The sequence below is a fragment of the Desulfovibrio desulfuricans genome, assembly GCF_024460775.1.
Lineage (GTDB): Bacteria > Desulfobacterota > Desulfovibrionia > Desulfovibrionales > Desulfovibrionaceae > Desulfovibrio > Desulfovibrio desulfuricans_E.
Window position 1 is genome coordinate 385,494 of sequence record NZ_JANFYZ010000001.1, and the last position, 18,890, is coordinate 404,383.

The 18,890-nt window shown below is 58.3% G+C and carries 15 protein-coding genes; 4 read left to right on the forward strand and 11 right to left on the reverse strand.

Going from position 1 to position 18,890, the window contains the following annotated elements; all coding sequences use genetic code 11:
• Nucleotides 1–80: 80 nt before the first annotated feature.
• From tsaD to NE637_RS01630, 9 genes are all read right to left on the reverse strand, one after another.
• Nucleotides 81–1,142, reverse strand: coding sequence for a tRNA (adenosine(37)-N6)-threonylcarbamoyltransferase complex transferase subunit TsaD (gene tsaD, locus NE637_RS01590; protein WP_192111855.1), 1,062 nt, complete (start codon nucleotides 1,140–1,142; stop codon nucleotides 81–83).
• Between the two features lie 74 nt (nucleotides 1,143–1,216).
• Nucleotides 1,217–2,224: a class 1 fructose-bisphosphatase gene (gene fbp / locus NE637_RS01595; RefSeq protein WP_227117866.1), complete on the reverse strand. Its 1,008-nt coding sequence runs from the start codon at nucleotides 2,222–2,224 to the stop codon at nucleotides 1,217–1,219.
• A gap of 217 nt (nucleotides 2,225–2,441) precedes the next feature.
• Nucleotides 2,442–3,818: a hypothetical protein gene (locus NE637_RS01600; protein ID WP_227117868.1), complete on the reverse strand. Its 1,377-nt coding sequence runs from the start codon at nucleotides 3,816–3,818 to the stop codon at nucleotides 2,442–2,444.
• A gap of 14 nt (nucleotides 3,819–3,832) precedes the next feature.
• Nucleotides 3,833–4,957 (reverse strand): tetratricopeptide repeat protein, encoded by a 1,125-nt coding sequence (locus tag NE637_RS01605; RefSeq protein WP_192111858.1) that lies wholly within the window; start codon nucleotides 4,955–4,957, stop codon nucleotides 3,833–3,835.
• On the reverse strand, nucleotides 4,954–5,262 hold the full coding sequence (locus tag NE637_RS01610) for an FtsB family cell division protein (RefSeq protein WP_225529809.1): 309 nt from the start codon (nucleotides 5,260–5,262) through the stop codon (nucleotides 4,954–4,956). Before NE637_RS01610 ends, NE637_RS01605 begins: the two co-directional genes overlap by 4 nt.
• Complete coding sequence (locus tag NE637_RS01615; RefSeq protein WP_022658717.1) at nucleotides 5,262–5,516, reverse strand: hypothetical protein; 255 nt, start codon at nucleotides 5,514–5,516, stop codon at nucleotides 5,262–5,264. Before NE637_RS01615 ends, NE637_RS01610 begins: the two co-directional genes overlap by 1 nt.
• Nucleotides 5,517–5,528: 12 nt before the next feature.
• Nucleotides 5,529–6,077, reverse strand: coding sequence for a CDP-diacylglycerol--glycerol-3-phosphate 3-phosphatidyltransferase (gene pgsA / locus NE637_RS01620; protein ID WP_192111859.1), 549 nt, complete (start codon nucleotides 6,075–6,077; stop codon nucleotides 5,529–5,531).
• Nucleotides 6,078–6,223: 146 nt separating this feature from the next.
• A complete protein-coding gene (locus NE637_RS01625; protein ID WP_227117870.1) occupies nucleotides 6,224–7,138 on the reverse strand; it encodes an Mrp/NBP35 family ATP-binding protein in 915 nt (304 codons plus the stop codon).
• Nucleotides 7,139–7,179: 41 nt separating this feature from the next.
• A complete protein-coding gene (locus NE637_RS01630; RefSeq protein ID WP_027180804.1) occupies nucleotides 7,180–7,791 on the reverse strand; it encodes a protein-L-isoaspartate(D-aspartate) O-methyltransferase in 612 nt (203 codons plus the stop codon).
• A gap of 230 nt (nucleotides 7,792–8,021) precedes the next feature.
• On the opposite strand from NE637_RS01630, the gene NE637_RS01635 reads away from it, so the two are divergent.
• Together NE637_RS01635 and NE637_RS01640 are read left to right on the forward strand one after the other, a co-directional pair.
• Nucleotides 8,022–9,350, forward strand: coding sequence for a M23 family metallopeptidase (locus NE637_RS01635; RefSeq protein WP_192111861.1), 1,329 nt, complete (start codon nucleotides 8,022–8,024; stop codon nucleotides 9,348–9,350).
• Nucleotides 9,351–9,611: 261 nt separating this feature from the next.
• Complete coding sequence (locus NE637_RS01640) at nucleotides 9,612–13,958, forward strand: acyl-CoA dehydratase activase (RefSeq protein WP_227117872.1); 4,347 nt, start codon at nucleotides 9,612–9,614, stop codon at nucleotides 13,956–13,958.
• A 135-nt stretch (nucleotides 13,959–14,093) separates the two neighbouring features.
• Here NE637_RS01640 and NE637_RS01645 read toward each other — a convergent pair whose 3' ends face one another.
• Together NE637_RS01645 and folK are read right to left on the reverse strand one after the other, a co-directional pair.
• The gene (locus NE637_RS01645) at nucleotides 14,094–14,390 is read right to left on the reverse strand and encodes a TRASH domain-containing protein (protein WP_022658711.1); all 297 of its coding nucleotides are present in this window, start codon (nucleotides 14,388–14,390) and stop codon (nucleotides 14,094–14,096) included.
• A gap of 105 nt (nucleotides 14,391–14,495) precedes the next feature.
• Entirely contained in the window at nucleotides 14,496–15,011 is a 516-nt protein-coding gene (folK, locus tag NE637_RS01650) for a 2-amino-4-hydroxy-6-hydroxymethyldihydropteridine diphosphokinase (RefSeq protein ID WP_027180803.1), read from the reverse strand.
• Nucleotides 15,012–15,166: 155 nt separating this feature from the next.
• Here folK and xerD point away from each other — a divergent pair, with 155 nt between their 5' ends.
• A complete protein-coding gene (xerD, locus tag NE637_RS01655) occupies nucleotides 15,167–16,096 on the forward strand; it encodes a site-specific tyrosine recombinase XerD (protein ID WP_227117874.1) in 930 nt (309 codons plus the stop codon).
• 41 nt (nucleotides 16,097–16,137) lie between these two features.
• Complete coding sequence (locus NE637_RS01660) at nucleotides 16,138–18,882, forward strand: CBS domain-containing protein (RefSeq protein WP_227117977.1); 2,745 nt, start codon at nucleotides 16,138–16,140, stop codon at nucleotides 18,880–18,882.
• The last annotated feature ends 8 nt before the right edge of the window (nucleotides 18,883–18,890 follow it).

Sequence of the window (18,890 nt, forward strand, 5' to 3'; positions counted from 1 at the left end):
GCTTCTGTATTGACTAAGAGTAGATACCAATGTGCTCTCTGTCAAGACAATCTCTTGTTTTGCAGGGTCTCTTGACACTTTCAGCACAAGCTGCACAACATGTCATCGGGTATGATTTTGCCGCGGGGTATGGTCTCCATACGCAGATCATGGCTGAAACCCCTTGCGCCCAAGAGCCAGCCAGCATGGGCAATCATTGCAGCATTATCGGTACACAACAGGGGGCCGGGAATATAAGCCTGGCCTCCCCTGCCTTGCATGAGCTGTTCAATTCGTTCACGCAGCAGTGAATTGCAGGCAACCCCACCCGCCATCAGCAGTGTTGTAACACCGGGGTTGCGGTCAAGCGCCCGAGCCATCTTGGCGCACAAGGTATCCACAACAGCCAGGTTGAATGAAGCGCAATAATCCTTGAGCGCTTGCGGCGCATGGGCAATGTCTGTAAGCGGACGAGGCCATTCCTGCCCCGCCAACTGATGCGCGGCAAGCCCGGTGGCGGCTGTTTTGAGGCCGCTGAAGCTGAAATCCAGATTGTCATTATCAAGATAAGGCCGGGGAAACATGGCTGGAGTGGCGTGCCCTGCCCTGGCCAGAGCATCCATAAGCTTGCCGCCAGGATAAGCCAGACCCAGAAATTTGCCAACCTTGTCAAACGCTTCACCAGCAGCGTCATCAAGGGTGCGCCCAAGGAGGCGGCAATCCCAGGGCGATTCAAGCCTGTAGATGTGCGTATGCCCGCCCGACACCAGCAGACCAAGGGCCGGAAAATGCAATTCCTGCTCCAGCCCTACTGCCAGAAGGTGCGCATGCAGATGGTTAACCCCAAGAAAGGGTTTGCCAAGACCAAGAGCCAAGCCTTTGGCAAAGGCAACGCCCACCAGCAGACTGCCAAGCAACCCTGGGCCACGCGCCGCTGCCACAAGATCAATATCAGAATTGGTCTTGCCGCTGCGCCGCATCAGTTCGTCAAACAGCGCGCCCACAAAGCGGTAATGCTCGCGCGATGCCAGTTCCGGCACCACACCGCCAAACAGGGCATGCACATCGGCTTGGCTTGCAAGCACGGCATCCACAAGACGCCCGTCTTCAACCAGCGCCAATGCGGTTTCGTCGCAAGAACTTTCAATTCCCAAACACAACATGCGGTTCGCCATTTACGGTCAGAGGCCGGTACAACAAGGCAGCCGCCGCAAACACGCGGGGGCTGCCGCAAAAACTATCTGCCCGCGTGACGGGCGTAGATTTTTTCCACAGCCTCAACATCCAGCTTCGAGCCGATGTACAGGGGGGTGCGCGCATGGAGCTTGTCCGGCACCCTCTCAAGTATGCGGCCATGCCCGTCGCTCGCCTTGCCGCCAGCCTGTTCTGCAAGAAAAGCCAGAGGGTTGGCCTCGCACATCAGACGCAACTTGCCATTGGGCTTGTTGGCATCGGGCGGGTACATGTAGATACCGCCGTTGATGAGCGTGCGGTGAAAGTCAGCCACCAGCGCGCCAACATAACGCGAAGAATAGGGCTTGCCGTCCGAAGTTTCGCAACCGTGGAACCAGTTGACGGCATCACGGGCTGGCGCATCCCATTTCTTCCAGTTGCCTTCGTTGACCGAATAAATATGGCCCTGCTCGGGAATGCGCATATCAGGGTGAGACAGCAAAAATTCGCCCACACCAGGATCAAGAGTAAAACCGTGCACGCCCTGCCCTGTGCTGAGAACCAGCATGGTGGAAGGGCCATACAGAATATACCCAGCGGCTACCTGCTTGATGCCGGGTTGCAGCACTTCATCCAGCGTAACCTCGCCGGCATGGCCTTCGGGCCTGCGCAGAATGGAAAATATGGTGCCGACATTGATGTTCACATCAATATTTGTCGAGCCGTCAAGAGGATCAAATATAAGAATATAGTCTCCGCGCGGAAAATCCTTGCTCACGCGTACAAGTTCAGCTTCTTCTTCCGACCCCATTGCGCAGAGAGCGCCGCAACGCTCCATGCGATACAGCAGGATGCGGTTGGCGATGGAATCCATCTTCTGCACATCTTCACCCTGCACATTCACTTCGCCCGTGCCGCCGAGAATATCAAGCAGGCCAGCCTTGGCGATACGACGGGAAATGCTTTTTCCCGAAAGGATCAGGTCGTACAGAAGACCAGTAAACTGGCCCGTTGCCTGGGGGCTACGCTTTTGATGCAGCAGCAGGTGTTCCGTAACCGTGATGTCAGCCATTGGGGGCTCCTTACAACATCCAGAAAATTGAGAGGAACAATTGAGCCTTTACACCTGAAAAGGAAAAAACGCCAAGTTAGCAAAAAAACTTTACGAATCTTCCGCCGCAACAAAATTGCATGGCAATACTGCTTGCCAGCATGCGGACTTTTCAGGTTGCACATCTTCCAAAATACTTGCGCCGCCTCGGGGCGGCGCAAGTTTAATCCAGAATGCGTCAGTTCCGTGGCCCGAAGGGGCTTGGCCGCCCACCCGGCAGTGCCGCTGGCTCTTCGCCAGCTGGGGCTGCGGAATCAGGCTTGGCTGTTGCCGGGGCAGCAGCTGGCGCCGCAGCCGGGGCGTCGGTCTTGCCGCTGCCTACGCTACCGGTGTCGGCAGGCTTTGCAGCGTCATCGCCGTCCTTGGGGCCAAAGGGGCTGGGACGACCGCCAGGCAAGGTTGCGGCATCTTCATCAGGCGCTATGCCAAGGCCGACAGGCGGCTTTTCCTTGCTCTTGGGTGCAGACGCGCGGGGTGCGCGGTCAACAGAGGCATTTTCACCTGCAAGCTGACGTTCCTGCACCTTGCGGCGTTCGGCATTTTTACGCTTGAGCAGCATGCTGTCCTTGCTGCCGGGCTGAATGTCCGCCCCGCCAGCGGGCTTGGCAGAAGGCTGATCAGCAGTGGCGGTGGCCTGTTCAGGCGTAACGTCCACGTTCAGGCCTTCCTCAAAGCGGTTTTTATTCTTGCGCACTTCGTGAGGCGGCGGGGTAAGTTTGGGGCGATCCTTGGGGAAGAACGCGAGCCCCTGCTCCACACTGCCATTGCCCTGCGGGAAATTGCCCGACTCGGCCACGGCAAAGATCAGAGGCACATTACCCAGGAAGCGCACGTTATAATAGAAGGTGCCGTTCACGTTGGTGCAGGTGCCGGAAGTGCTCTTGGCGGTCACTTCGTCCCAGTTCACGCCAGCAAGCGGGGTCGAGGCGAAATCATACTTTCCGGGCCAGAGCAAAGCCTGGGGCGAAAGAATGACCACGTCCTGCGGCGTCTGGGAGTATTGCATGAGCGAACGCATGTCGAAGTTGGCAACAACAACACCGAGGAATTCCGTTCCGTCATAGAGCGGAGAAGCAAGCAGAACTTCAGGCCCAAAGGACGAATTCTGCACATCGGCGCGCAGGGCGCGCGTGCTCTGTTTTTTGTCTTCATAAAGCAGCGGAATGAAATCCAGCGGCTTCATGGGATTGGCAGGTTCCTGACCCAAAATGGTGCCGTCGTACTTCACCCCGGCAAAACCACTGACCCAGGGAAAGGAGGTAAGGAAGGAAGAAAGCCACTCGCGCGTCGGCGGTTTATCGGCATTGAGCATGGTCCGCTCAAGACGGGTCAGCTCTACGTCAATACCCATCATGCTGTGCGTGAGGGAAAGCGCCTGGGGCGAAAGATTGCCCTTTTCTTCAAAATCCACGGTGGCCGGGGGGCTCACATAGGTGTTCCACAACGACTTTGTGGATTTCCAGACGTTCTTGGTGGGCTGGTATGAACTGCAACCCGTTACAAGAGATGCAGCAAATGCCAGCAAAAAGAAATAACGCACATATGATTTCAACACAGTGTTCTCCCTCATTAACTGTGCGCCCTGGCTTCGACACGTTCAGCCAAAGCTTCAAGCATGCTTATCAGCTTGTCCTTGCCGCTGGCATGTTCTGCCGTTGCAGCGGGTTGGACAGGATCTACCGTCTGGGCGTTGCCCAGTCGCGCAGTCAACGTAGTAATGCGCTGACGCAAATCAGCGCTTTCTTCCGGATGTACCGCTGCGGCAGCAAGCTCATGGTAAATATCAAGTGCGCCCTTGATGTCACCCTGTTCTGCCAGCACTTCGGCCATAGAGCGGGTACGCAGCGAAAAACGCTCCTCCCCTTCATCTGCATCGTCTACAACAACTGCTTCGGACTGCGTGACCGGGGCAGCATATGCGGCATACGCATCTGCTCCGCGAGCCAGCATGGAAGGAGTGCCGTCTTCCAATTCTGCTGGCAGCGCCTCATCGTCCGCCATGGCAAGATCAGGATCAAAATCAATGGGTTCGTGAGCGTCAACGTCATCAATGTGAACATCAGCATCAAGCTGGGCATCCGCGTCATGCGTGGAGGTTGCCAGGACGGGAGCGGCAACGAGTTGCTCAGCCGCTTCTGCCACGGGCGCTGCGTCCCCAGTCACCGCCGGGCGTGCAGGCGTTGAAGCTGCTGCAAATGTCGCCTCATGTACGGACGGGCCAGCAGCAGGGCTAGCGGCCTCGGAACGCGCCTGCGAACTGGCCTCAGCGCCAGCAGCGGCTCCAGCTCCAGACAGGGAGGCCAGCCCCTGGTTGATGACTTCGTGCAATGATACCGGACCCTTTGAAAAATTGAGGGCCAGAAAACGCAGCACGGCAGCAGTATCAGGCGCATCGCCAGCAGCATTGATGCAGGCGGCCCATGCCTGCCAAAAGCCTGCATAGGTAGAAAACATTTTTGTCAGCCTGCCCACCTGCTTTTCGCAGGCTTCGAGCCGATTGGCGGTGTGCAGCAGCTCTATGAGAAAAAGCCTGGCTTCAAGAAATTCCTCGTGCCGGGCAAGCCCCTGCTCCAGAATTTCAACGGCTTCATCCGTACGACCAGCTTCGGAAAGCAGACGTGCCAGAGGAAAAAAGACCTTGGAATTGGGCTCAAGCTCCAGGACTTCTTTATACCATTCAATTTTTTCCGTCATGGTTTCTGCTCCCGCCCCGTTTTCGCCATATCGCCAAAAAGATAGAGCACCTCATTATCGCGAATATAGTGGAGGCGCTGACGAATGACTTTTTCCATATACTGGCTGTCGGACTGCAAAAGGCGAATTTCACGGCTCAGAGAGAGGTTTTCCGCATCAAGGCCTGCAATCTGCTTTTCAAGTTCGGCGTACTGGTGCTTGAGTTCACGGTATTCAATAAGGCCAGTGGGCCCCCAGACCATGCGGGCAAAAAACACCACATTGACCAGGCCCAGCACAACCAGAATGAAGGTACGCCAAAACATTATTGCAGCAGCCGTTGAGGTTGAGAACCGTTACCCGCTGAAAGACGCAGTTCGGCCAAAAAGGTGGCCGTGGCTTTTTCAAGCCGCGTAACGTCTTCTTCCGCAAGGTTCATCTGGTCTACCTGATGCAGATAATCCTTGAGGGTGTTCAGTTCCTGATCAAAGTGACGGCCCCAGACCCCGGCGCGCATGTCGGGCTCCAGCTCCAGAATGGTCTGGATGCAGTTTTTCAGGCGGATCTGCAACGTACTCATGCGTTGTTCCCGTTAGCCTGCCTGTTTACGCGTATTGCGGTAAAAATCATAGCAATAGTTGGCCCCTGAAACAACGGCCAGCACCAGCGCTATATAGAGCAGCACAAGGCCAAGCAACCGCAGATCCATACCCCATAAAGGATAATGCAGGGCAAGGGGCACAATGGCAAAAATCTGGAGCACGGTCTTGGCCTTGCCGAACTTGTCGGCGGCAAGCACGATGCCCTCGTCAATGGCAATGGCGCGCAGGCCTGTGACCACAAGCTCGCGGCATACAATAATGATAACCACCCAGGCGGGCGCCCAGTCCAGCTTCACAAACATGATCAGCACCGAGCAGATCAGTACTTTGTCGGCCAGCGGGTCCAAAAACTTGCCCATGCTGGTAACCATATTGGAGCGGCGGGCAATATAACCGTCAGCCCAGTCGGTAAGGGAGGCAAAAATAAAGGCCAGAGTAGCCAAAATGCAGGTCATCGGGCCTTCAAAATAGAGCAGCAAAACAACCAGAGGGGTCATTAAAATGCGTAACAGTGTAATTTTATTAGCAAGATTAAGCATTCTTCCTCTCAGGCGCTCCGTGCGAATTTTTTAAAGCGTTACCACAAAAGAACACGGGAGAAAAGGAGAAAAAAGCTCCCCCGGCGACCGTGCACCAGCCGCCAGGGAAGCCTGCATTCTATCGGGTCAAGCCCGCAGGGGCGCAACTAGCTGCGCGAGCTGGCAAGGGCTTCCAGGCTGCCGTCAGCGGCAGTGGCAATAGAATCTGCCAGGCTAAGAAAGGCTTCCTTGGCTGCGCTTTCCGCATCAAGGTACACCACAGGAATGCCTTTGTCAGCCGCAACCACGGTTGTGGGATCCAGCGGGACCGCGCCGAGGAACTTGAGCCCGTAGCGCTTGGCCAGATCTTCGCCGCCGCCCTTCTTGAACAGGTCAATTTCCTGATGGCAGTGCGGGCACACAAGGCCGCTCATGTTTTCCACCACGCCAAGCACGTTGGAGTTGGTGTACTGCAAAAAGTTGATGGCCTTGCGCACATCTGCCAGCGAAATTTCCTGCGGAGTGGTCACAACCACGCACAGGGCATCGGGAATGGACTGCATGACGGTCATGTGCTCATCTCCCGTTCCTGGAGGGGAGTCAATGAGCAGAAAGTCCAGGTCGCCCCACTTCACGTCCGCAATAAACTGCCGGATAGCCGAAGTTTTTTTGGGACCGCGCCACAGAATGGCCTGATCCTTGTCTTGCAGGAACGTATCCATTGAAATGACGGAGAGGTTCTCGTCATAGGCCGCAGGAATCATGAGCTGGGTGGCTTCGTCAATCTCAACCGTGCTGGTAAGGCCGAGCAGATTGGGTACACTCGGGCCATGCATGTCCACATCAAGAATGCCGACTTTGAACCCGCGCCGCGCCAGAGCCGCTGCGGTGTTGACGGTCACGGAGCTTTTGCCCACGCCGCCCTTGCCGCTCATGACAAATATTTTGTGGCGTATATGGCCCAAGCGGTCAGCGATTACGCGGTCCTGCTTGGCCATAGGGTCATTGCACTCTCCGTTGCCGCCATTGCTCTTTGCACTGGAGCAAGAGGACGCAGAAGAACAGGATGAACAGGATCCCATGACATCTCCTTCAATTGTGGCGGACGGTTACGGCGGCGTATCTACCAGCCGTGATCGCCCACCAGATCTACAAAAACTACCGGCCCCAGGTCTTCGGAGCTGACGCGCCCCTGTTCTTTGCACACGCGCACAAGGCGCTGCGTGCGGGGCTTTGACCCTACAGGGATAAGCATGATGCCGCCCTCGTCAAGCTGATCAACAAGGGGGCGCGGCACTTCCGGCCCGCCGGCAGTAACGATGATGCGGTCAAATGGCGCGGCTTCGGGCATGCCAAGCGTGCCGTCACGCCGCTGCATGTGGATACCCCTAAGTCCCAGTTGCCGCAAGAGGCCTGAAGTAATCTGATACAGCTCGCGCATGCGCTCAACGGTAAAGACCGTGCAGCCCATGGTGGCAAGCACTGCTGCCTGATAGCCGGAGCCGGTGCCGACCTCAAGCACGCGCATCCCACGCTGCACTTCAAGCAGCTGGGTCATCAGGGCAACAATATAGGGCTGGGAAATGGTCTGCCCGTAGCCGATGGGCAAGGGCGTGTCTTCATAGGCCTGGGCGCGCAGCGCCTCCTGCACAAAAAGATGGCGCGGCACAGCAAACATGGCCCCCAGCACCGCCGGATCGCTGATTCCGCGCGCTTCAAGCTGCTCGCGCACCATCCTGCGCCGCAGACGTTTTGGGTCCACGGACGGAGAAGGCTCGCGGGGCGTGCCCCCAGCCGCAGAATATTTGCTGTACTGCATACTGCGGAAGTGAAAACAGATTTTTCCTGCCAAGTCAATGCGCCAACGGGGGGGCTTGCAGAGATATCAAGACAAGTTCCAGACTTTCCCTTGAAACTTGCCATTCTTTATGCAACCCTTCGGGAAGCGAGAATGAGGAGTCGGCAATGCGTAAAAGAAGTTTGTTTTCATCGGTACTAGGTATTATAGTGGTCGCCATTCTGGTTTTGGGCGGCTACACTTTTTTTAAAGATCTTGACGGCCCTACTGTTGACGTCACGCCAAATACAGGCAGGGTCTCGCCTGCCAGCGTGCTCAAAGTACGCATGAAGGATCCTTCGGGCATCCGTTCCATTTCTGTGGGCGTGCGCAAGAACAACGTCCTCAACGTGATCTACAGCAAGCACTTTGACCAGTACATTCCTGAACGCGAGGTGGAAGTCCCCATGAAGGACGCCAACCTGCGCGAAGGTGCTTTTGAGCTTGAAATCCGCGCTACGGACGGCTCGCTTGCCGGATTCGGCCAAGGCAACACCCGCACGGTTCAACTGCCCATGCGCCTCGATACGCAGCCCCCGCGCATTTCTGTCAAAACCCTGCCCCCCAACGTTCGCAGGGGCGGCACCGCTGTAGTGCGTTACACCATTGATGAAGATGTGAGCAGCAGCGGCGTTCTGGTGGCGGGCTACTTTGTGCCCGGCTACATGCAAAAAGACGGCAGCTACCTCTGCTTTTTCCCTTTCCCGTACACAATGACCGCCAGAGACTACAAGAACAGCGTTGAGATCACGGCCACAGACCTTGCGGGCAACGTCACCAAGAGCCATCTCACGGTCATGTCTTTTGAAAGAACGTTCAAAAGCGACAGCATTGAAGTGACGGACAACTTCCTGATGGCGGTTGAAAGCAAGCTGCGCGATCTGGCCCCCGATGCAGCAAACCCGCTGGAGTGCTACCTGTATATCAACAATCAGGTGCGCGCCGCCAATGTGCAGGCTTTGCGCGAAATTGGACGGGACACTGCCGCGGCCATGCTGTGGAGCGGCGTTTTTGAGCGTTTGCCACGCTCTGCCCCGCGCGCCGGATTTGGCGACCACCGTTTCTTCAACTATCAGGGCAAGCCCGTGGGCGAATCCTATCATCTGGGATTTGACCTTGCCTCGGTGCGCAATGCCGAGGTGCCCGCCGCCAACAGCGGCCGAGTGGTCTTCTGCGGCAACCTTGGCATCTACGGCAACCTCATTGTCATTGACCATGGCCTTGGCCTCATGTCCATTTACTCCCACCTCAACGATCAGGTTGTAAAAGTGGGCGATGTGGTTCAGAGAGGCCAGCTTATTGGCCATACCGGCAGCACAGGCCTTGCCTTTGGCGATCACCTGCACTTTGGCATTCTGGTGGGCGGCGTGGAAGTGACCCCCCTTGAGTGGCTTGACCCCAAGTGGATCAAGGACAACGTCACTGGGCGAATTGATGCCTCCATGACGCAACAGTAGTTGTGCAGCAAAATATAATTTAGCGTTTCAATATCCCTTTTTACTCCCGCTGATAAAATTGCGGCCTGCTGATTTTAAACCATTCCAAGAGTGGATGGTTTAAAATCAGCAGGCCGCAATTTTTTTATAAAAAGGGGCTTGAATTCTTTTCACGTTCAAGTGTAGCGTGAATTCATGAAAGAAAGTAAATAATTTCTGCTTCAGCGTTATGAAGACATCAGGCCCAAATCACATAAACCTGTTTCATGTGAGGACTTGTACGTGTCTCCACCACTCTTTTATCTCGGCCTTGATATTGGCTCCACCACAGTAAAACTGGCGCTGCTGAACGGCGACGGCTCTGTTGCCGAAACCCGCTACAGCCGTCACGGCACGGCAGTTCGCGCCACCATGTCAGCCCTGCTTGCCGAAGTCTCCCGGCTCTACCCCTCAGCCACCGTGCGCTGCGCCATGACCGGCTCCGGCGCTCTTGATCTCAGCAATCAGCTCTCCATCCCCTTTGTTCAGGAACTGCTGGCAACAGCCCGCGCCATTTCCTATACTGCGCCGGATACTTCCGTGGCTGTGGAACTGGGCGGCGAAGACGCCAAGCTGCTCTATCTGGGGCAGGATGTGGAACTGCGCATGAACGAATCGTGCGCGGGCGGCACCGGGGCCTTCATCGACCAGATGGCCCGTCTGCTCAGCACGGATGCGGGCGGCCTCAATGATCTGGCGGCAAGGCATTCCACGCTCTACCCCATCGCCTCACGCTGCGGCGTGTTCGCCAAAACGGATATTGTGCCACTGCTCAACGGCGGCGTCCCGCGTGAAGATATCGCGGCCTCCATTTTTCAGGCGGTGGTGGAGCAAACCATCGGCGGGCTGGCCTGCGGCAGACCCATTACCGGCAAGGTAGCCTTTTTGGGCGGGCCGTTGCACTTTCTGCCCGAACTCAAAAATCTGTTCATCAAAAATCTTGATCTTGCGGAGGCGCACATCGCGCACCTGCCGCATGCCCAGTGCACAGCAGCCATTGGCGCTGCGCGTTGCGCCGTGTCGCTTGAAGAAACTGAAGATACCGCAGAACCGCTCCATCTGGCCGATCTTGCCCGCCGCGCCAGCGGCCTTACGCACACGGGCAAGGTTGCCATGGAAAAGGTTCTTCCCGCCATGTTTGCCGACAGCGCAGAATACGCGCGCTTCTGCCAGCGCCACGCAACAGCCAACGTGCTGCCCTCCGCAGATATCCGGCAGGCCCGGGGGCCACTGTTCCTTGGGCTGGATCTGGGCTCAACCACGGTCAAGGCCGTGCTGGTAGACAGCGAACAGCGCATCCTTGATTCCTGCTACGCCTCCAACGGGGGCAATCCGTTGCAGACCCTGCTCCCCCCTCTGGCAGACATGCTTGAGCGTATCCCTGACGGGGCATGGCTTGCCGCATCCGGGGCTACGGGCTACGGCGCGCATCTGGCGGAATCCGCCCTTGGCGTGGATACCGTGCTGGTGGAAACCCTGGCCCACTTCAAGGCGGCCACGCGCCTTGTGCCGGAGGTCAGCTATGTCATAGACATAGGCGGCCAGGACATGAAATGCCTCAAGGTGGATAACGGCGTTATCAGCGACGTGAGCCTCAACGAGGCATGTTCCGCTGGCTGCGGGGCTTTTCTTGAGAGCTTTGCCCGGGGCCTTGGCCTGAGCATGCAGGAATTTGTGGATATTTCCCTGTACGCCGCGCATCCGGCCGATCTTGGCTCGCGTTGCACGGTTTTTATGAATTCGCGCGTCACGCAGGCCCAGAAAGACGGCTTGCAGATTGCCGACATTGCGGCGGGACTTTGCTATTCTGTTGTGCGCAATGCGCTGGACAAGGTGCTGCGCATCAAGAATGTGGCAGAACTGGGCGAGCATGTGGTTGTGCAGGGCGGCTCCTTCCTCAATGACGCCCTGCTCTGCGCCATGGAGCGCACTCTTGGGCGGCATGTGCACCGCCCTGCGGCTTCCGGCCTTATGGGCGCATACGGGGCGGCCCTTGAATCTCTGGAAAAGGCGGAATGCGTCAGTGTGCGCTCTTCCATCACTGCCCCGCTTATCCGTGGTTTGGCCATGCGTACGCGCAGCTTTCGCTGCCGCGACTGCGGCAACAACTGCCTGCTCACAGAAACGCGCTTTTCCCACGGTTCGCGTCACATCGCGGGCAACAGGTGTGACAGGTTCAGCGAGGCGCACCGTGGCGCAACCGTCACGGCTCCCAACCTTGTGGCCTGGAAAAACCAGCGCCTGTTCCGCTACGAACCGCTGCCCCTTGAATCCGCGCCGCGCGGCAGGTTGGGTATCCCCAGAGTTCTAAACGTCTACGCGCACTATCCCTTCTGGTTCACACTCTTTACCTCGCTGGGCTTCCGGGTTGAAGTGTCGCCGCCGACCAGCCGCGCCCTGTTTGCGGCTGGCCTGTCGTCCGTGCCCTCCCAGAGCGTATGCTACCCGGCCAAGCTGGCGCACGGCCATGTGCTGGCCCTGCTTGAAAGCGGCATCAAGAGCATTTTCTTCCCCTGCATACCGCGCGAGGCGCAGGAATTTGCCGAGATGTGCGATTCCTTCTCCTGCCCGGTGGCCTGCGGCTACCCGCAGGTGGTGCGCGAGAATCTGCCGGAACTCAAGGATGCCGGGGCCGTCATGCACTCGCCCTTTGTAAACCTCACGCACACGGCATCGCTGGTGCGCAACCTCTGCCGCGAATTCAACCTGCCAAGGGGCGAGGTACGCTCCGCAGTGCGGGCGGCGCGGCACGAGCAGGCGTACTACCTGAGAGAGCTGCGCGCCGAGGCGGAACACATCTATGCCGAAACCCTGCGCAACAAGGGAGTTCTGGTGGTTCTGGCTGGCCGTCCCTACCATGCTGACCCGCAGGTGCACCACGGCCTGCCCGACTTCATCGCCTCGCTGGGGGCTGCGGTCATTAGCGAGGACGCCATGCCCCGCAACTGGACAGGGCACCGCATGTCCTTTCCCCTGAGGGCGCGCAATCAATGGACATACGCCGCCCGCCTCTACCGGGCGGGATTGTGGGCCTGCGAGGCAGACCATGGCAACGCGCGGGTGGAACTCGTGCAACTGACTTCCTTTGGCTGCGGCATAGACGCCATCACCGCCGACCAGATGCGCGAACTCATGCGCGCCCACGGCAAGCTGTATACCCTCATCAAGATGGACGAGGGCAATGCCCTGGCCTCTGCACGTATTCGTATCCGCTCGCTGCTGGCAGTGAGCCGCAACAAGGCTGGAAACAGCACCGCAACCGCCGTTTCCCACGCGCCGCCGGTGTTCAGCAAACGTGATGCGGCCACGCATACCATTCTTGTGCCGCAAATGGCCCCGCTGCATTTTCCGCTCATGACCCAGGCCATCGCGGGCAGCGGGCACACCGTCCAGTTGCTGCCCACGGTGAGCACAGAAGCCGTGAGTCTGGGGCAGGCCTATGTAAACAACGATGCCTGCTACCCGGCCATCGTGGCTATCGGTCAGCTATTGCAGGCTCTGCGCGATGGCGGGCTTGATCCACGCCGCACGGCACTGCTGCTTTCGCAGACCTGCGGCCCCTGCCGGGCCAGCAACTATCCGGCCCTGCTGCGCAAGGCGCTTATGGAATACGGCTACGACCCGGTACCCGTGCTCACGCTCAATGCCTCGGGGTCAGAGAGCCAGCCCGGCCTGCGGCCAGACCGCGCCCTGCTCTGGCGCATGCTGCTTGGCATGCTTGCCGGCGACATGCTGCAAAGGCTTTCGCTGTTTACGGGCACCTACGAATGCCATGCAGGGCAAACCGAAGACAGGGTGCAGCACTGGCTGCAAACCCTGATCCCGGTAGTGCGCAAAGGCGATGAAACCGCTCTGCGGCAACTGCTGCCCCGCCTGGTGCAGGATTTTGCCTCCATCCGCACGGCTCTGGCCCCCAAGCCGCGGGTGGCTGTTGTGGGCGAAATTCTGCTGACCTACCATGCAGACGCCAACAATCACATTGTCGAACAGATCAGACAGGAAGGCGGCGAACCGCTCTTGCCGGACTTTGCCAACTTCATGCTCTACTGCCTGCGGGATGCCGTGTACGACTGGCGGTATCAGGGCGGCAGCGCATGGGCTGCGCTGGGCAATGCCCTTGTGATGCGCCGCATTGAAGGTGTGCGCCGCTACATGCGCGGCGCGCTCAACACCTCGCCCCTGAGCGCCCACGTCATGCCTGTGGCGCATATTGACGATCTGGCCAGGCTAGGCGAAAGCGTCATGTCCCTTGGCAACAGCGCTGGCGAGGGCTGGCTGCTGCCCGCAGAAATGCTGGAGTTTCTCGAACACGGCACAAACAACATACTCTGCCTGCAACCCTTTGGCTGCCTGCCGAACCACGTGGTGGGGCGCGGCGCGTTCAAGGCCGTGCGCCGTCAGCGCTCGGAGGCCAACATAATGGCGCTGGATTACGACCCCGGCAGCAGTGAAGCCAATCAGCTCAACCGCATACGGCTTTTCATGGCTATCGCCAGAGAGAAGGAAAAGGAAAGGGAAGAAGCCGCCCGGCATGCCCGGCACACCTATACGGGCACAATGGGAAGCGACAGAGCTTACTGGCAGCAATAGGCCGCAAAAAAAACCGCCCGCTGGAATTATCCCGGCGGGCGGTTTTATGCTACCTGCACAAAATCACATCATGCCCAGCAAACTATCTGAAGCATAAGGGAACAAAATGGCCTGCTCCAGATACGCTGAAAAAGACTACTCTTCGCGGGGGGGCAGTTCCCGGCCGCCTTCTTCAAGGCGTTGCAGGAACTTGTCGCGGCATTCGTAGCTACAGAAACGGTGAACTTTTTCACCGTCACGCACGGAAATAGAGCCATCAACGGCCACATACGCGCCGCATTCGGGGTCTTTGACCATTTCGCCAGCGGCAACCTTACGCTCCATTTCAGCAGCGCTTTCCTGCTTGTTTTCCTTTTTCTTCTTGTTCAGATCATTGGCAAAAAGGCGATATAGGGCGTAGCCCGCCAAAATCAGAATAAGCCACTTTACCATTTGTTATGCTCCTTAATCCCGTGGCACGGGTCGCGTAAGGCTGGAGTGCAGCCCTTTCAGGCATATTAAAGCCGTTGGAAACAGTATCACAGAGGGCGGCACCAGTCACTGAAAAATTCTGTCCCCTTCCACGCGGCATACTGTACGCGCCAACCAATCCCTTACGGGCAGGCCGTCTACAACGATCAGGGGCGCAATATCAAGCAATGGCCGCATGACGAAAGCCCGCACCGTCAGCCGTGGATGCGGCACAAGGCAATGAGGATCGGTGCTCCGCTCCTGCCCAAAAAGCAGCAGGTCAACATCAATCACACGCGGCCCAAAACGCAGTACGGGGTCAGGACTGCGCACCCGCCCAAGCCTGGCTTCTATGTCCAGCAGGGCGTCCACAAGGCTGCAAGGCCGCCAGCTATCACCGGGAAAAAGTTCAACAACCTGGTTAAGAAACCAGGGTTGCTCCGTGTATTCCTGCGGTTCTGTCCGGTAGACGGGGGATACTGCGCCGATGCCCATTTCCGGCAGTTCCGCAAGGGCGTCCAGCGCTGCTGCAAGTTTTTCTGCCGCGTTGTCGCAGTTGGAGCCAAGGCTCACGTAGGCCCGCAGCTTTGTTTGATCTGCCATCAGGTTTCCTTCAGATAGGTTCAGCCCGCTTTTTAGCAAGGTTTGCAGCATATCTTTTTTCGCGGAAAGGATAAAGCCCACCGCATGCAACGCATCCGGGCGGTTTTGATTGCAAAAGGCTTGCTCCGTTGCGGTAAGGCGGCTAGCATGGGCGCATGGCACATCCACGCACCAAAGCCCCTGCCCTGGCAACCCTTTTACCCCTGTGGCGGGATTTTTTGCTGGCCCAGCGCGGCCTTTCGCCCAATACGGTTGAAGCCTACGGGCAGGATATTGAGAGTTTTTTTCTGTATCGGCAGGAGCTGGCCCAGGGCGCGGCGGAAGAATCCCTGCCCGACCCCGATGAGCAGGAGATTTTTCTGTATCTTGCCTGGCTGCGCGCGCGGCAGAACACGGGGCGCACCCTTGCACGGCGACTTTCCGCCCTGCGGGCTTTTTTCGCCTTTGCCGTTGATGAAGGCAGACTGCGTAAAAACCCCGCTGAATTGCTGGAAAACCCCAAGTTGCCCCAGCACCTGCCGGAGGTGCTGACCAGAGACGAAGTGGAATCCCTGCTTGCCCAGCCAGACCTGCGCGACAAAAGCGGCAGGCGCGACCGCTGCATGCTTGAGCTTCTGTACGCGGCAGGCTTGCGCGTTTCTGAGCTGTGCACCATGTGCGTGCCGGATCTTGACCTGCAACGTGGCCTTGTGCGCGTTTTTGGCAAGGGCTCCAAGGAAAGGCTGGTGCCCCTGCACGACCTGATGCAGCAAATGCTGGCAGACTATATCAGCGCATGCAGGCCTCTTTTTGCGCCCACAGGCAACCAGCTTTTCGTCAACCGATCGGGCCGCGCCCTGACGCGCCAGTACGTGTGGAAAATGGTTAAAAAATATGCGCTTGAGGCTGGCATCCGCCGCGCCATTTCGCCACATACGTTCAGGCATTCCTTTGCCACGCACCTGCTCGAGGGCGGCGCTGACCTGCGCGCCGTGCAGATGCTGCTTGGCCATGCCGACATAAGCGCCACAGAAATTTATACCCATGTGCAGGCCGAACGCCTGCGCGGCATACACCATCAATTCCACCCCCGGAGCCGCCAGTGATCCCCGCGCCGGAAACGACCCCACAGGCGGCGTCCGCTTCTGTGGCCACTACGTTGCAGCATCCAGCCGGAACAACGCTCATCACCTGCCACGCAAGTGCAGATTTTGACGCCTTTGCAGCCATGCTGGCGGCCCGATTTCTTTACTCCCCGCATGTGCTGCTCTTTCCCGGCACGCAGGAACGCGGCCTGCAAAAACTCATTGCCGGGCTGGATACGGCGGCGCTGGGCATTGTGGAAACTCCTGCAATTCCGTGGGATTCCATAACCCGCCTTGTGGTTGTGGATACCCGTCAGCGTGGCCGCATAAGCCATGTGGCCCAACTGCTCGACCGTGATGACGTAACCGTGGAACTGTGGGATCACCACCCGGATTCCACGGACGACATCACAAGCCCGCACACGCACATGGCGCACATCGGCTCTGTCACAAGCCTCATTGTGCAGGCCATTTCGCAGCGGGGCCTCAGCCTCAGCGCGGACGATGCCACCCTGCTGGGTCTTGGCATTTATGGCGATACCGGCTCTTTCACCTACTCTTCAACCACGCAGGCCGATTTTATGGCGGCGGCATGGCTGCTCGGGCAGGGCATGGATGTGAACCGCATCGACGCTCTGGCAGCCCACGAGCTCACGAGCCTGCACATTCAGGCCCTGAACAGCCTGCTGGAATCCACCCAGACGTACAACATCAACAATGTTCAGGTAACGCTTTCAGAAGCCGCCATGGAGCATTATCTGGGTGATTTCGCCTATCTGGCCCACCGCCTTATGGAAATGGAAAAATTCCCGGTGCTGTTTGCCATCGGGCTTATGGACGACCGTATTCAGGTGGTGGCCCGCAGCCGCAACGAGGCCATCAACGTTGGCGACATCTGCGCGGCCCTTGGCGGCGGCGGGCATGCCTACGCGGCTTCGGCCTCGGTGCGCTCCATGACAGTGCACGAGGTACGCGATGTAATTTTGCGCCACCTCTACGCCCAGGCTTATCCCGATAAAACCGCGCGCGAGTATATGTCTTCGCCAGCAGTGGGCATTGAGGCCACCGCCACCATTCATGAGGCGGATGAACTCATGCTCCACTTCGGGCTCAAGGCCGTGCCGGTCTTCATGCCCGATACCCGCCAGTGCATCGGCCTGCTGGATGCCCTCACGGCCTCGCGGGCCAGCGCCCACGGTCTTGGCGCATCCACGGTTGAAGACTACATGAGCCGCAGAATCACCACACTGCCGCCGGATGCAACGCTCAAGGATCTGACCACGACCATCGTGGGAGGCCGCCAGCGCCTTGTGCCCATTGTGGAAGACGACAAGGTTATCGGCGTGGTCACGCGCACCGACCTTATCAATGTTTTTGCGCAGGAGCCGGGCCATATGCCGGAACCTCGCTCCACCGGCGGCAAGGAGCGCAACCTCGGCAAGCTCATACAGGACAGACTGCCTCTTGCCAGCCGCAACATGCTGCATCTTGCGGGCAGGCTGGGCAGGGAACTTGGGCTGCCGGTCTACGCCGTGGGCGGCTTTGTGCGCGACCTTCTGCTCCAGCGCCCCAACCAGGATATTGATCTGGTGGTGGAGGGCAATGGCATAGCGCTTGCGCGGGCGCTGGCAAAAGAACTCAACGGGCGGGTGCGCGAGCACCAGAAGTTCCTCACCTCGGTGGTCATTTACACCGATGCCGCAGGGGCAGAAGCCCGCATCGACGTAGCCACGGCGCGCCTTGAATACTATGAATACCCAGCGGCCCTGCCCACGGTTGAACTTTCGTCCATCAAGATGGATCTGTTCCGCCGCGATTTTTCCATCAACGCGCTGGCTGTGCGGCTTGATTGCGAGCCGTTCGGCCAGTTGGTGGATTTTTTCGGCGGGCAACGCGACATCAAGGAGCGCGTCATCAGGGTGCTGCACACCCTGAGCTTTGTGGAAGACCCCACCCGCTGCCTCAGGGCTGTGCGCTTTGAGCAGCGCTATAACTTCCATATCGGGGCAGGTACGGAAAAACTCATCAAGAACGCCCTCAAACTCAAGCTCATGGACAAGCTCTCGGGCTTTCGGCTGTTCCACGAATTTCAGCATATCTGCGATGAGGACGACCCTTCAGCCTGCATTGCGCGGCTCGACCAGCTTGGCGTGCTGGAGGCGGTTTCTCCCCTGCTGTCGCTTAATCCCACGCGCAAAAACCTGCTGCTGCGGCTTCAGGAAACACTCACGTGGTACAGACTGCTGTATTTTGAAGAGGCAGCCCAACCCTGGCTGGCCTTCTTTCTGGCCCTCAACCACAACATGAGCTATGCCGATACGGCAAATCACTATCAGCGCATGGGCCTGCCCGAACCCCGGCGGGCCGACATTCTGCGCCAGCGCGAGCACATGCGCGTGGTGCGCGGCAAGCTGGAACCGTGGCAAAAAGACCATGAGGCAGGCAAGGAGAGCATCAGCGCCCTGTGCGCCCTGCTACGCCCCCTCTCGCTCGAATGCCTGCTCTACCTTATGGCAGACACAAGCGACGCCGCCCTGCAAAAAAACCTTTCGCGCTACATTACCCAGTGGCGCAAAGAAAAAACGGATGTGAGCGGCGAAGACCTGCGCATCATGGGGCTGGAACCCGGCCCCGCCTTTGGGCGCATTCTGGACGCCGTGCTTGCTGCCAAGCTTGACGGCACTGCTGCAACGCCAGAGCAACAGATGGACCTGGCGCGCAGCCTCGTGTGCAGTATTGGCGCAAAATCAGGCAATGGGAATGAAGAACAAACCAGTAGGAATTCTTCACTTGCCCAGCGTTTATAAGAGGTGTA